At 69.0% G+C, this 13,822-nt stretch carries 17 protein-coding genes; 16 read left to right on the forward strand and 1 reads right to left on the reverse strand.

The window, feature by feature from the left end; genetic code table 11:
- Positions 1–62: 62 nt before the first annotated feature.
- From EV187_RS07915 to EV187_RS07990, 16 genes are all read left to right on the forward strand, one after another.
- Positions 63–1,025, forward strand: coding sequence for a carbohydrate ABC transporter permease (locus tag EV187_RS07915; protein WP_130352535.1), 963 nt, complete (start codon positions 63–65; stop codon positions 1,023–1,025).
- A 3-nt stretch (positions 1,026–1,028) separates the two neighbouring features.
- Entirely contained in the window at positions 1,029–1,865 is an 837-nt protein-coding gene (locus EV187_RS07920; RefSeq protein WP_130352536.1) for a carbohydrate ABC transporter permease, read from the forward strand.
- Positions 1,866–1,874: 9 nt separating this feature from the next.
- Positions 1,875–2,249, forward strand: coding sequence for a nuclear transport factor 2 family protein (locus EV187_RS07925; RefSeq protein WP_165391140.1), 375 nt, complete (start codon positions 1,875–1,877; stop codon positions 2,247–2,249).
- A 15-nt stretch (positions 2,250–2,264) separates the two neighbouring features.
- A complete protein-coding gene (locus EV187_RS07930; protein ID WP_130352538.1) occupies positions 2,265–3,059 on the forward strand; it encodes a TIM barrel protein in 795 nt (264 codons plus the stop codon).
- A complete protein-coding gene (locus EV187_RS07935; RefSeq protein ID WP_130352539.1) occupies positions 3,056–4,612 on the forward strand; it encodes a GMC oxidoreductase in 1,557 nt (518 codons plus the stop codon). The genes EV187_RS07930 and EV187_RS07935 overlap by 4 nt, the downstream gene beginning before the upstream one ends.
- A 97-nt stretch (positions 4,613–4,709) precedes the next feature.
- Positions 4,710–5,108 (forward strand): C-glycoside deglycosidase beta subunit domain-containing protein, encoded by a 399-nt coding sequence (locus tag EV187_RS07940; protein ID WP_130352540.1) that lies wholly within the window; start codon positions 4,710–4,712, stop codon positions 5,106–5,108.
- Entirely contained in the window at positions 5,105–6,208 is a 1,104-nt protein-coding gene (locus tag EV187_RS07945) for a sugar phosphate isomerase/epimerase family protein (protein WP_130352541.1), read from the forward strand. Before EV187_RS07940 ends, EV187_RS07945 begins: the two co-directional genes overlap by 4 nt.
- Positions 6,205–7,263, forward strand: coding sequence for a sugar phosphate isomerase/epimerase family protein (locus tag EV187_RS07950; RefSeq protein WP_242609499.1), 1,059 nt, complete (start codon positions 6,205–6,207; stop codon positions 7,261–7,263). Before EV187_RS07945 ends, EV187_RS07950 begins: the two co-directional genes overlap by 4 nt.
- Positions 7,256–8,062, forward strand: a complete 807-nt coding sequence (locus EV187_RS07955; RefSeq protein WP_130352542.1) for a nuclear transport factor 2 family protein — start codon at positions 7,256–7,258, stop codon at positions 8,060–8,062. Before EV187_RS07950 ends, EV187_RS07955 begins: the two co-directional genes overlap by 8 nt.
- 9 nt (positions 8,063–8,071) lie before the next feature.
- The gene (locus EV187_RS07960; protein WP_130352543.1) at positions 8,072–8,470 is read left to right on the forward strand and encodes a C-glycoside deglycosidase beta subunit domain-containing protein; all 399 of its coding nucleotides are present in this window, start codon (positions 8,072–8,074) and stop codon (positions 8,468–8,470) included.
- Between the two features lie 20 nt (positions 8,471–8,490).
- On the forward strand, positions 8,491–9,657 hold the full coding sequence (locus tag EV187_RS07965; protein WP_130353240.1) for a Gfo/Idh/MocA family protein: 1,167 nt from the start codon (positions 8,491–8,493) through the stop codon (positions 9,655–9,657).
- 142 nt (positions 9,658–9,799) lie between these two features.
- Entirely contained in the window at positions 9,800–10,318 is a 519-nt protein-coding gene (locus tag EV187_RS07970; protein WP_207221783.1) for a GNAT family N-acetyltransferase, read from the forward strand.
- Between the two features lie 138 nt (positions 10,319–10,456).
- Positions 10,457–11,050, forward strand: a complete 594-nt coding sequence (gene msuE / locus EV187_RS07975; RefSeq protein WP_130352544.1) for an FMN reductase — start codon at positions 10,457–10,459, stop codon at positions 11,048–11,050.
- A gap of 63 nt (positions 11,051–11,113) precedes the next feature.
- Entirely contained in the window at positions 11,114–11,614 is a 501-nt protein-coding gene (locus EV187_RS07980; protein ID WP_165391141.1) for a DUF2510 domain-containing protein, read from the forward strand.
- 168 nt (positions 11,615–11,782) lie between these two features.
- The gene (locus EV187_RS07985) at positions 11,783–12,172 is read left to right on the forward strand and encodes a DUF1801 domain-containing protein (RefSeq protein ID WP_130352546.1); all 390 of its coding nucleotides are present in this window, start codon (positions 11,783–11,785) and stop codon (positions 12,170–12,172) included.
- Between the two features lie 84 nt (positions 12,173–12,256).
- A complete protein-coding gene (locus EV187_RS07990) occupies positions 12,257–12,892 on the forward strand; it encodes a hypothetical protein (protein ID WP_130352547.1) in 636 nt (211 codons plus the stop codon).
- Between the two features lie 220 nt (positions 12,893–13,112).
- Here the strand turns inward: EV187_RS07990 and EV187_RS07995 are convergent, their stop codons facing one another.
- Entirely contained in the window at positions 13,113–13,808 is a 696-nt protein-coding gene (locus EV187_RS07995) for a TetR/AcrR family transcriptional regulator (RefSeq protein ID WP_130352548.1), read from the reverse strand.
- Positions 13,809–13,822: the final 14 nt, after the last annotated feature.

Raw genomic sequence — 13,822 nt, forward strand, 5'->3', positions numbered from 1 at the left:
GCCAGAGTTGCCAGTGGGCGCCCACTGCACACGGGGCGCGTGACGACGAGGTCAGAGAGCAGATGACAGTGACGATCGACGAGAGCAGCACTCGCACACTCACCGTGCCGCCCGAGGCGTGGAACACTCCGCCGCCGAGGAAGCGGGGCAAGAAGCCGCTCATCAGCTTCGGCCACTGGTGGTGGGCCCTTCCGGCCGTGGTCCTGGTCATCGCGGTCCACTACGTCGCGACGCTTACGGGCGGGTTCTTCGCCTTCACCGACTGGACCGGCCTCGGCGACTGGTCGTTCATCGGCCTCGACAACTTCGAGCGCATCTTCCAGGATCCCCTGATGCTCGGGGCCGTCGGGAACACGCTGTTCCTCGCCTTCGCCTCGGTCATCCTGACGAACGTCGTCGGCCTGCTCTTCGCGCTCGCGATCAACCGCATGCTCAAGTCGCGGTACATCCTGCGGACGCTGCTGTTCATGCCCGTCGTCCTCAGTCCGCTCGCCGTGGCCTACGTGTGGAAGTTCATCTTCCAGTTCGACGGGCCGCTCAACGGCTTCCTGGGCCTGATCGGGCTCGAGGGGATGCAGAAGGTCTGGCTCGCCGATCCGACGTGGTCGATCTGGGCCATCCTGATCACCGTCGTCTGGCAGCAGACCGGCTTCACCATGGTCATCTACCTCGCCGGACTGGCCAGCGTGCCGATCGAGGTCGAGGAGGCCGCGGCGCTCGACGGCGCCGGCGTCTGGCAGCGGTTCCGATACGTCATCGTGCCGGCCATCCGGCCGTCGATCGCGATCGCGACCACCCTCGGCATCATCCAGAGCCTGCGCATCTTCGACCAGATCCTCGCCCTCACGGGCGGCGGCCCGGCCGGCGCGACCGAGACGCTGGCGACGCAGGTCTACAAGCAGGCGTTCTCGCTGGGGCAGTTCGGATTCGGCTCGGCGCTCGCGCTCGTGCTCACCGTGATCATCCTCGCGTTCGCCATCCTCCAGCAGTACCTCACCCGCGATCGCGACGCAGGAAAGGCCTGACCCATGTTCCGCTACACGAAGGCCACCGCGGTCCGCGAGGTGCTCGTCTGGATCGTCACCATCATCGGCCTGCTGCCGTTCTACCTCCTCGTGGTGACGGCGCTCAAGCCCGACGAGGAGGTGCTGACCACCAGCGCCGTGGCGCCGCCGTCGACGATCGACTTCGGGGCGTTCGTCGAGGTGCTCACGACCACGGGACGCAACAGCATCCCGATGAGCATCCTCAACAGCGTCATCATCACCGCGGGGGCGATCTTCGGCCTCGTGCTGCTCGGCTCGGTCGCGGCCTACGTGATCGCCCGGCGCACGCGAGCCTGGACCAACCTCACCTACTACCTGGTGCTGATCGCGATCATCCTGCCCGCCCAGCTGGGCACCGTGCCGCTGTACATCGGCGCGCGCTCGGTCGGGCTCACCGGGAACGCCCTCGGCATGATCCTGCTCTGGATCGGGATCCTGCTGCCGCTGTCGGTCTTCCTCTACGCGAGCTTCTTCCGTGGGCTCACGACGGAGTACGAGGAGGCCGCGGTCATCGACGGGGCGTCCCCGACGCAGGCGTTCTTCCGAGTAGTGCTCCCGCTGATGTCGCCGGCCACCGGAACCGTCGCGATCCTCGCGGGGCTGATCGTCTGGAACGACTTCTTCAACTCGCTGATCTTCCTCGGCGGATCGGAGACGCAGACGCTGCCGGTGGCGATGTACACCTACGTCGGCGGCCTGGTCTCGGCGTGGAACAAGATCTTCGCCGTGGTGATCATCTCGATGGTGCCGATCCTGCTCTTCTACATGTTCGCGCAGAAGCGGTTCATCCAGGGCTTCGCCGGCGGCCTGAAGGGCTGAGGCGCGATCGTGGCCGCCGACAACCGGGTCGCGTTCGAGCGCTTCGTCGACCTCTTCTACACGCAGAAGCGCGTGGCGGATGCCTTCGCCGGCCACGTCTCGCACGAGTACCGCCAGCACAATCCCACCATCGGTGACGGCCCCGACGCCGCGATCGAGATGCTCACCCCGAAGTTCGACGGCTCGCCCGACGCGCACTTCGAGGTGCAGCGGATCCTCGTCGACGGCGACCTCGCCATGGTGCACGTGAAAGCCTGCCGCCCCGGCGCTCCGGACGCCGCGGTCGCGGACATCTACCGATTCGAGGACGGCCGGATCGTCGAGCATTGGGACGTGCTGCAGCAGGTCCCCGCGCATGCCGTCCACGACCATCCGATGTTCTGACGACCAGGAGCCACCATGTACACACTCGCACCCAACATCGAACTGCTCTTCACCGAAGCCGGCGACTACCACGAGCGCGTGCGCGCCGCCGCGGCGGCGGGCTTCACCTCCGTCGAGATGTGGGGCCCGACGGGCGTCGACGCACCCGCGAAGCCGAAGGACCTCATCGCGCTGAAGGCCGCGCTCGAGGAGACCGGCACTCGCCTCGAGGCGCAGCTCTCCGAGCCGCGCACCCAGTTCATGATCCCGCCCAAGGACCACTCGGAGTTCTACCGCAAGCTCGACGAGGGGGTCGAGATCGCGCACGACCTCGGCTGCCCGCGCATCGTCGTCGGCAGCGGCACCGGATTCGGCGGCTCCAAGCGCCAGACGCAGCTCGACGAGCTCGTGGAGATCTATCGCAAGGCCATTTCCCAGATCGACGGCTCGGGGATCACGCTCGTGCTCGAGCCGGTGAACATCCGCGTGGATCACCCCGGCGCCCTGCTCGACCGCACCTCCGAGGCGGTCTACGTCGCGCGCGGGGTCGACTCGACGTTCTTCGGCGTGCTCTACGACATCTACCACTCGGCCGTCGAGGGCGAGGACATGGCAGCCGAGCTCGCGAACGCCGGCGATCTCGTGAAGTACGTGCAGCTCGCCGACGCGCCTGGTCGCGGCGAGCCGGGCACGGGGTCACTCGACTGGGCCGATCGCCTCGGCATCCTGCGCGCTGCCGGCTACGACGGTCCGATCGGACTCGAGTACTACCCGCAGACGGCCTCAGCCGACTCGGTGAAGCTGATCCGGCAGCTCGCGGCGGCAGCATGAACGCCGTATCGGCGGACGGCACGTCGCGGTATCCCGTCGACGTCGACGTCGTCATCGTCGGCAGCGGCCCGACCGGCGCGGCCTACGCGCGCATCCTGAGCGAGCAGGCGCCAGGGCTGGCGATCGCGATGTTCGAGGCGGGCCCGACGGTGTCGAACCCGCCGGGGGCGCACGTCAAGAACATCGAGGATCCCGCGCGACGCGCGGCGGCCCAGCGCGCGTCGGAGGGCCCGGGGGCGGGCGCCGACACGGTCAGCTCTCCCGGCGCGGTGAAGAGCGGGGAGCGACGGGCCCGCCCGGGCACGTTCCTCCTCGACGACGGGTACGCCTTCGCGGGCGAGGACGGCCTTCCGGTGGCGGCGATGTCGACGAACGTCGGCGGAATGTCCGCGCACTGGACGGCGGCCTGCCCGCGGCCGGGCGGCAGCGAGCGCATCCCGTTCCTCTCCGACCTCGACGAGCTGCTCGACGAGGCCGACCGCCTGCTCGGTGTCACGACCGACGCGTTCGACGGCTCGCCGTTCGGCGCAGTGGTGCGCGAACGCCTCGCCGCCGTCGTGGACGACGACCGCGATCCGGCGACACGAGTGCAGCGGATGCCGCTGGCCGTCCATCGCCGCCCGGATGGCCGCCTGGTCTGGTCGGGCTCCGACATCGTGCTCGGCGAGGCGACGCGCGCGAACGCGAACTTCGAGCTCCTCGACGAGTCGCTCGTCACCCGCGTGCTCGTGGACGGCGGTCGCGCGGCGGGCGTGGAGGTGCGCGACCGGCGTTCGGGCGAGACGCACACCGTGCGCGCCCGGGTCGTCGTGGTCGCCGCCGACGCGCTGCGAACCCCCCAGCTGCTGTGGGCGTCCGGCATCCGGCCCACTGCACTCGGCCGCTACCTCAACGACCAGGCGCAGGTGGTCTTCGCGGTCCGCATCCGCGACGCCGAGCGGCTCGCACCCGTCGGTGCCGAGGACCAGGTGGCCGCGCCCGGCGCGCTGAGCGAGCAGAGCGGGGTGAGCTGGGTGCCGTACACCGATGAGCTGCCGTTCCACGGCCAGGTCATGCAGCTGGATGCCTCGCCGGTGCCGCTCGCGGACGACGATCCCGTCGTGCCGGGGTCCATCGTGGGGATCGGCCTCTTCTGCGCGAAGGACCTGCAGGCCGACGACCGCATCGAGTTCGCCGAGGACGCGACCGATGCCTACGGCATGCCCGCGATGCGGATCCACTACCGCCTCACCGATCGCGACCACGACGTGCTCGACCGCGCCCGGCAGGAGATCGTCCGCCTCGGCGCGGCCGTGGGCGACCCGCTCGACCCGCGGCCGTTCACCATGCCGCTCGGGGCCTCGCTCCACTACCAGGGCACCACTCGAATGGGCGAGTCCGACGACGGCGAGAGCGTCTGCGGCCCCGACAGCGAGCTCTGGGTGGTCGACGGCGTGTACGTCGCCGGCAACGGCGTCATCCCCACCGCCACGGCGTGCAATCCGACGCTCACGAGCGTCGCGCTCGCGGTGCGGGGCGCGCGGCGGATCGCACGAGAACTCTCGGCGGAGTGACCGCCGTGCTTGCTTATGTCAGAAACAGACATTAGAATGAGGAAATCATGACAAAGAAGTCCGGCGGCATCGCTCCGCCCCTGACGAGGAGGTCGCGGTGATCCCCGATCGCATCATCGAGCCGAACACGCTCACGACCGATGGCCGCCGCGCCGAGGTCGAGGTCCGCATCCCGTGGTATCGGGCCCTGCCCGGCTCGTGCATCGCCGGCGCGGTCCTCCGCATCGACGGCGTGCCGGCCGCGGAGGACTCGCTGCGCTGGACCATGAACGGCCGCACCTTCCGCTTCGACGAGCTGGTCGACGAGACCGGCGAGTGGTGGTTCCCCACCGACTCGGCCGTCCTGTCCGGCGAGGTTCCCGTCGAGGCCGACGACGCCGAGCACCAGGTCGACGTCGACGTGAAGCTCTACATCCCCTACATCGTCATCGGCGAGAACGAAGTGCTCCACATCGAGGAGCACGACCGCAAGACCATGAAGGCGGGACAGCGATGAACCACGCACTCGGCACGCCCATCCAGGGCGTCACGCTCTACAGCTTCACTCGCGCGTTCCATGCCCGCGAGTACGACCTCGAGGGCCTCATCCGCAAGGTCGCGGCCGAGGGCTACGGCCCCGGCCTGGAGGTCATCGGGTTCTCGAGCTTCCGCGGCTTCCCCGAGATCGACGACCGGTTCGCCGGCTGGTTCCGCGACCTCGTCGACGAGGTCGGCCTCGTCACGACGTCGCTCGCCGTGAACGCCGACATCGGCATCCACCGCGACCGCCTCCTCACGCAGGACGAGCTCATCGACTACATGCGACGACAGATCGTGGCGGCCGCGAAGCTCGGCTTCCCGATCGCCCGGGTGCAGATCTCGCTCACGCCCGACTCGATGGAGCAGCTCGCACCCATCGCCGAGGAGCACGGGGTGACGCTCGCGCTCGAGGTGCACGCCGACCAGTACGCCTCGCACCCGCGCATCCTCGCGCTGCGCGACCGCTACGAGCAGGTCGGCTCCCCGTTCCTCGGGTTCACGATGGACTGGGGCGCGACGGTGTCGGGCTTCGCGCCCTCGCTGCTCGAGGCGTACCGCCGTCGCGGGGCATCCGAGGAGCTGCTCGCCAAGGTCGTCGACCTCTGGAACGGCTTCTACGAGCAGGGCCCGCCCGCCGACCAGGCCGAGCACGGCCAGCGCTTCGGCGCGTTCATCGGCCTCGCGGCGCAGAACGGCCGGCCCGATCTCGGCATCGACTTCGGGATCAACGGCACCGGCCTGTTCGGCCCGGCACGGGTCGACGACTGGCTCGAGATCATGCCGTGGATCCGCCACGTGCACGGCAAGTTCTTCGGCATCGACGAGCAGGGCGAGGAGCCCTCGGTGCCCGTGCGCGATCTCATCGCGCTGCTCGTGGACAACGGCTACAACGGCGCGATCTCCAGCGAGTACGAGGGCTGGCACTGGAACCACTGGCAGAGCCCCTTCGACATCATCGCCGGCGAGCAGGCCGTGCAGCGCTCGGCCGCCGAGGCGGCGGGCTCCCGCATGATCACGGATGCCGCGGAGGCCCGCGCCATCCTCGACGCCCACCTGCGCAAGGCGGTGCGGGCATGAACGACGAGAGGACCACCATGACCGACGAGACGAACGGCATCGCCGGCACCGGCATCCGGCTCGGCCTCACGCTCTACTCGCTCACGAGCGAGTGGGCGGCGGGGCACTACACGTTCGAGTCGCTGCTGCAGGAGGTCGCCGACAAGGGCCTCGGCCCGGGCGTCGAGTTCAACGGCGCGCAGATGCTGCGCACCTATCCCGACGTCGACGACGACTTCGTGCGCATGTGGAAGACGAACCTCGACCGCCTCGGACTGGAGCCGAGCGCGATCGGCACCAACCTCGACATGGGCCGCCGTCCCGACCGCGACATGACGCCCGACGAGGAGTTCGAGTTCCTCGCGGTGCAGCTGCGCACCGCGAACCGGCTGGGCTTCCGCACGGTGGTGATCCGCTCGGCCGGCAAGGAGCTCCTCCGTCGCCTGCTGCCGCTCGCGGAGCAGTACGACCAGCGCCTCGGCTACGAGATCCACGCGCCGTCGGGCCCGAACGACCCCAAGGTCGTCGGGATCCGCGAGATGTACGACGAGCTCGGCTCCGACCGCCTCGGCTTCACCGCCGACTTCAGCTCGACGATGCACAGCCTCTCGCCGACGCTCTTCCGCACGCTGACCCAGATGGGCCTGCCCGAGGAGCACTTCACGGTGATGCAGGACATCTGGCGCAAGCCGCTGCCCATGCAGGAGCGCAACCAGGAGTTCGAGGACTACCTGCGGGCGCACGACTTCGACCCGGCACGCCTCGGGCCGTTCACGCGCCTCGCGTTCAACATGCACGGGCTCGTGCCGCCCGAGGAGTGGCTCGACATCATGCCGCAGATCTTCCACGTGCACGCGAAGTTCTACGACATCGACGACGAGGGCAACGAGCCGGCGATGGACATCCCGCGCATCGTGCGGCAGTTCGTCGAAGGCGGGTACCGCGGCTACCTCTCGAGCGAGTGGGAGGGGCACGCGTTCGCCGACCTCGGCGAGTCCGACCCGATCGTCCTCGTGCAGCAGCAGCACCGGCTCATGCGCCGGGCGATCGAGGAGGCGGTGGCTGCCCGTGTCTGATCAGCTCGCCGAGACCGCCACGACGGATGCCACGACCGAGGTCGCCGCGCTCCGCGACGAGCTCGACCGCCTGCGCGCCGAGCTCGCCGAGGCGTCCCGCCTCGCGCGCCGCGCGAACGACCGCGGCGAGGTCGAGAACCTCTTCAACCGCTACATGTACCTGCACAACGCGTTCCAGGACGAGCAGATCGTGCCGCTCTGGGTGAAGGAGGGCACGCCCGGCATCCGGGCGCGCTACACGAACGCCGGGCAGTACACGGAGTACGAGAGCGTCATCCGCTATCACCGCGGACGCCCGACACCCGTCGGCAAGCTCATCCTGCACTCCACGACCACGCCCGTCATCGAGGTCGCCGGCGACGGCGAGACCGCCAAGGGCGTGTGGATCATGGCGGGCACGGAGTCGGGACTCACCGACCCCGAGGTCGCCGAGGAGAGCCCCGACTACATGTACTCGCCCGGCGAGGTCCAGGGCAAGAAGGTCTGGGCGCACTGGGTGTGGTGCAAGTACGCGATCGACTTCCTGCGCCAGGACGGCGAGTGGAAGATCTGGAAGTTCCGCTGCTACGAGCTCGCCCGCGCGCCGTTCGAGGAGAACTGGGTCAGCTTCGGCGAGAAGAACCAGCACGCGTTCGACCTCGACCTCATGTACTTCGGCGACGACGGCAAGCCCGTCTTCATGCCGCCGGCCGACGAGCCGGTGCCCAGTGCGTACCACCCGTACAGCCCATCGACCCGGCAGGTGCTCGAGCCCGCCCCGCCCGTGCCGTACGACACGTTCGACGACACGTTCGAGTAAGGAACCCCCATGGCCACTCACAACTCCCTCTACCGGGAGACGGACGTACGTCGGCACCCCGAGGGGATCGCCGTCTCCATCCAGCTCCCGTGGTATCGCAGCCTCTGGCTGTCGGCGGTCGACGACGTCGCCGTCGCGGTGAACGGCGCCGAGATCCCCAAGGACCGGCTCCGCTTCGAGCTGCAGGGTCGCAGCTATCGCATCGACGAACTGCGCGACCAGTGGGACACGCTCTGGTTCCTGCAGGATCGCCCCGACGTGGTGATCCCGCTCGACGACGTGCCCGAGGCCGGCGACCGCATCGACGTCGACGTGACGCTCACGCTGCGCCTGCTCTACATGCAGATCGCGCCGCAGCGCTACGTCGGCAACCGCGTCCAGGTCGAGCGGGAGGTGGTGCTGTCGTGAGCGGCACGCTGCGGGTCGCGATGATCGGCCACGGCTTCATGGGCGCCGCCCACTCGCAGGGCTGGCGCACGGCGCAGCGCGTGTTCGACCTCCCGGTCGAGACCGAGATGGCGGTGATCGTCGGCCGCAACGCCGAGGGGGTCGCGGATGCCGCGGCCAAGTGGGGCTGGGCGGAGTCGGCCACCGACTGGCGCGAGGTGATCGCGCGCGACGACATCGACCTCGTCGACATCGTCACGCCGGGGGATTCGCACGCCGAGATCGCGATCGCCGCGCTCGAGGCGGGCAAGCACGTGCTGTGCGAGAAGCCGCTGGCGAACACGGTCGCCGAGGCCGAGGCCATGGCGGATGCCGCCGCTCGCGCTGCGGCACGCGGCATCCGTGCCATGGTCGGCTTCACCTACCGGCGCGTTCCGGCCGTGACCTTCCTGCGCGACCTGATCGCCCAGGGGGCGGTCGGCCGCATCGCGCAGGTGCGCGCGAGCTATCGACAGGACTGGCTGGTCGACCCCGACATGCCGCTCGGATGGCGCCTGCAGAAGGAGCACGCCGGCTCGGGCGCGCTCGGCGACATCGGCGCGCATGCCATCGACCTGGCGCAGTTCGTCACGGGGATGCAGCTCGAGCGGGTGTCGGGCGTCGTCGACACCATCGTGAAGCAGCGGCCGCTGCAGGGTGCCGGCTCGGGGCTCTCGGGCACGGCCGCCGAGGGGTTCGGCGAGGTCAGCGTCGACGACATCGCGATCTTCACCGGTCGCTTCGCCGGCGGCGTGCTGGGGTCGTTCGAGGCGACGCGGTTCGCCACCGGACGCAAGAACGCGCTCTCGATCGAGGTCTCGGGCGACAAGGGCGCGCTCGCGTTCGACCTCGAGGACCTCAACTCCCTGCGGTTCTACGACCGCACGGCGCCGAACCAGCTGCAGGGCTTCACGAAGATCCTCGTGACCGAGCCGGAGCATCCGTACGTCGCGGCCTGGTGGCCCGCCGGCCACACGCTCGGCTACGAGCACGGCTTCAGCCACCAGGTGAAGGACCTCGTCGAGGCCATCGACGCCGGCATCGATCCGCATCCGTCGTTCGCCGAGGGGCTCCAGGTGCAGCGCGTGCTCGCGGCGGTCGAGCAGAGCTCCGAACGCGACTCCGGCTGGGTCGGGGTCGGCGAGCGAACCCTGGCGCACACGGCATGACCTGACAAGACCCGAAGTCGACCCGCCGTGCTGCCGAACTCCGGAGCAGTCGGAGAGCGACGGATGCCGCGTGGCCGATGGGCCGCGCGGCATCCGTCGTCGCCTGCTTCGGATCGGCGACCGCGATCGGTAGGGTTCGGGCATGAGCTCCCCGATCAGGGTCCGTGCCGCGCGGGTCGAGGACGCCGCCGAGATGGCGCGCGTGCTCGTGCGCTCGTGGCAGGAGACGTATCGCGGGCTGATGCGGGACGAGGTCCTCGATGACCCGGCGTTTCCCGACGCGCGGGAGCGGTTCTGGACCGCCGCCATCAGCGACGAGCGCTACCGCGAGAGCCGCGCCGCGGTGGCGGAGCGGGACGGCGAGATCATCGGCGTCGCGCTCGCGGGCCCGCCGGACCCCCCGGAGCCGGGATGGGCGACGCACCTCTACGTGCTGTACGTCGTGGCAGCCGAGCACGGATCGGGCGCTGGTGCCGCCCTGCTCGACGCGGTCGTCGACCCGCACGAAGCGGCGGCGCTCTGGGTCGCCGATCCGAATCCTCGGGCGCAGGCGTTCTACCGCAAGCACGGCTTCGTCGCCGACGGCACCGTGCAGGTGGATGACGGCGTGCGAGAGATCCGAATGGTGCGCGGGCGCCGAACGCGCGCCACGCCGGAATGACGGATGCCGCGCCACGAGGACACGCCGTCCACAACGCCGACGAGGACATGCCCCGTCGATGTGAACGCCTGTTGCGCACTCTTACCCCACGCGTCCGCTGCGGTTCCGGCGCTGCCGCGAGCCGGTTAGCGTCCCACCATGCCGATCATCTCCGTCGTCGCCGTCTCCGGAAGCCTGCACTCGCCGTCGAGGACCACCGTGCTCGTGCGAGAGATCCTCGAGGGCTTCGCGACCGCGTTGCGGTCGGGCGCGGGCGACGACCTCGAGGTCGAGGCGCACCTGATCGAGCTCTCCGAGATCGGGCGCGAGTTCTCGGGTGCGCTCAGCCGTGACGACCTGAACCCGATCGCCGAGGACGCGCTGCGACGCATCGAGTCGGCGACGCTGCTCATCGTGGCGAGCCCGGTCTACCGGGCGTCGTTCACGGGCCTGTTCAAGCACGTGTTCGACTTCGTCGGGCAGTACGCGCTCATCGACAAGCCGGTGCTGCTCGCGGCGACGGGCGGCAGCGACCGGCACGCGCTCATCATCGAGCACCAGTTCCGCCCGTTGTTCTCGTTCTTCCAGGCGATCACGCTGCCGATCGGCGTCTACGCGAGCGACACGGACTTCGTGGACTACCGCATCGACTCGGCGGCCCTGCGGGAGCGTATCGACCAGGCGATCGGCCGGGGCCTCCCCGTCGTGCGGAGCACCGTGCTGCCCGTTTCGGAGTACGTCGCGACCTGGTAGTCAGCTGCCACGCACTTCGCTCGTCCGGGCCCTCGTCGACGAGTGTGCACGATGATGGACAGCGTGACCGTCGAACCCGCCGAACCCGGATGGTACGAAGACCCTGAGGCTCCCGACCTGGAGCGATGGTGGCAGGGGGAGCATTGGTCCGACACGGAGTTCCGCGCGAAGCCCGAGGATCACCACATCGTCCAGTACATGAAGGGCTACGCAGAGCTCAGTCCCAGGTCCCCGACCAACTTCATCGCGATCTCGTCGCTGGTCTGCGCGATCATCGAGCTGGTCGCGGCCGCAGCGCTGGTCGTCACGTCGTCGAAAGTGGCGGCTTCCGCGGCACCGTCGCTCGCAACGGCGACACTTCTCCTGCTCGTCACGGCGACCATCCTTGGCCTCGGCCTCTGGACCGCGGTCATGAGTGGGTTGTCCGTGGCGAACGGCCGACGAACGGGTCGACGACTCCCACAGGCCGTCGCGGCACTCGGTTGCGCCGTCGTGTCGGCTGGACTGTCGCTGCTGGCATTCGCGAGGCTCCTGCCGGATTGGCTGCTCGCACCGGGGAGTTGACCGGCGAGCCGGGTGCGAAAGGAGCGACGTGAACCCGAAACGGCGCCGCGACAACGCGCGACCATAAGCGTGGAATCGCGGCCAGCGCACGATCGCCGATCCCGCCGCGCGCGTGTTCGACCGACTTCGGGTGTTGATTTCGTCAGCTCTCTTCGCCAGTATTCGCGCATGACTGACAAGTCCGATTCCGAACAGATCGACGACATCATCGCGCAGCAGAGCGGCTGGAAACAGGACGTGCTCGTCGCGCTTCGAGCTGCGATCATGGCCGCCGACCCGGCCGCCGTCGAGGTGGTCAAGTACAAGAAGCCCTCCAAACCGGAGGGAGTTCCGTTTTGGACGCATGACGGAGACGTCTGCTTCGTCGACGTGCTCAAGAGCGCCGTACGGCTGACGTTTGCGAAGGGTGCCCGCATGGAACGCAGCGATCTCTTCAATACCCGGCTGGACAGCAAAGTCGTCCGAGCCATCGACTACTTCGATGGAGACCGGGTGGACGAAGCGGCGGTCAAGGCACTCGTGGCCGAGGCCGTGGAACTCAACGTTGCAGCCAGGTGACAGTGGTGGCGGAAGCCGAACCGGTCGCCCACGTCAGGCAGGGACGCGGCTTGACTGCTCAGACCCGAACGGACAGGAGATTGCGTGACCGAGGCACTGACTGAGCGGAATCCGGTACGTCAACGTCCAGGGGCGCTCGCTACGGTCGCCGTCACGCTGTTGATCCTCGCGGTGGGATTCGCGGTCTTCGGGTTCACCCCCGCTCTGTTCGCGACGTTGTACATGGGGATGGCGGCCGCGTACGTCGCAATCCCGTACACCATCGTGGCGGTCCTCGCACGAGAGGTGGTCGCGTGGCGGAGTCGGCACGATGGTGAGCCGCGCCGAGACGGTGAACCCGAGCTCAGCGACGATGCGATCCGCTTCGGCATGTTCCGGCAGCGGGCTTCGCTGACGACCGCGATAGCCATGCTCGTCACTCTTGCAGTGTTTGTCGCGACCCTGGTCGGCGGCTGGGGCGATCAACCAAGCACAGCTCCCGGACTGCTGGGAAACGGGGGTCTGCTCACGTTCGGCGCGTTCGCCTCCGTCTCAGGAGTTCTGGCCATCGTGGTGAACGTGCCCTCGATCTATTCACGGCTGGTGGTCGGGTCGGAGCGGCACGCCATCCGACAACGCGTGGGCGCGTGGAAGCTGATCCTCGCCAACACGATCCTCACCACGACCTCGTGGATCGCGTACTGCGGCTTCGCCGTCCACTTCCTCACCGAATCGACGTAACGGCCAAGGCACGCTCCGTTCGCTTCCCGCCACGCGCTAACGCCACCCAAGCGCGTGATGCGCTGAGGGGTCGCTTACCGATCCGCATGCGGGCCGTCCGCCGTGTCTCATCGACGTCTGAGCGCCGTGCCGAGAAGTGAGAAGCCGGCGATTCGGGGTTGATGGGATTACCTCCCTTCGTTCTCACGGGTCAACTCGGCGCCCTGATGCGGTGCACCCCTCAGGGGGTCGGTGAGCGTCGCTCCGCGGAGGCTCTGAGGGGCTCGAGGGCGGCGAGGACGAGGTCGAGGCCGAAGGTGAACTCCTCGGCTGGGTCGTAGCCGGCTGCGACGAGCGCCGCGGCGGACTCGTTGAGGTAGGGGAACTCGTCAGGAGAAAGCTGGGGCAGGTACACGTCCTCGCCCATGTCCGCGAACTCATCGGCCGTGTCGAACGGCAGGCTGGCTTCCTGCAGGGCGAAACCGTAGACGTAGCTGTCGAGCAACCAGTTGGCGTGCGTCGCCATCACGACCGTGAAGCCAGCCCTCCGCAGGCAGGCGGTGACCGCTTCGTGGTGGCGGAGGTTCGCGGGCCCCGGCGATGTCCGCGACTCCAACAGGCCGATCGCCCACGGGTGGCGTGCGAGAACCTGTCGAGCGGATACTGCCCGCCGCCGCATCGCCGACTGCCAGTCGGTCTCTTCGGGCGGAAGCTCGATCTCCTCGAACACGAGGTCGACCATGGCGTCCAGCAGCTCGTCCTTGCTCGCCACGTAGTGATAGAGCGACATCGCGCCCGCGCCGAGCGCGCCAGCGAGCCGGCGCATGCTCAGACCGTCGACCCCCTCGCGGTCGGCGAGCCGGATCGCCTCCAGCACCACCCGCTGCTTGCTCAGCCCCGCGTCAGACGCGACCTGGTGTTGTTCCTTTGCAGACACGGGACCCCTCGCTC

Origin of the sequence: Agromyces ramosus, from assembly GCF_004216665.1 — a bacterium.
Lineage (GTDB): Bacteria > Actinomycetota > Actinomycetes > Actinomycetales > Microbacteriaceae > Agromyces > Agromyces ramosus.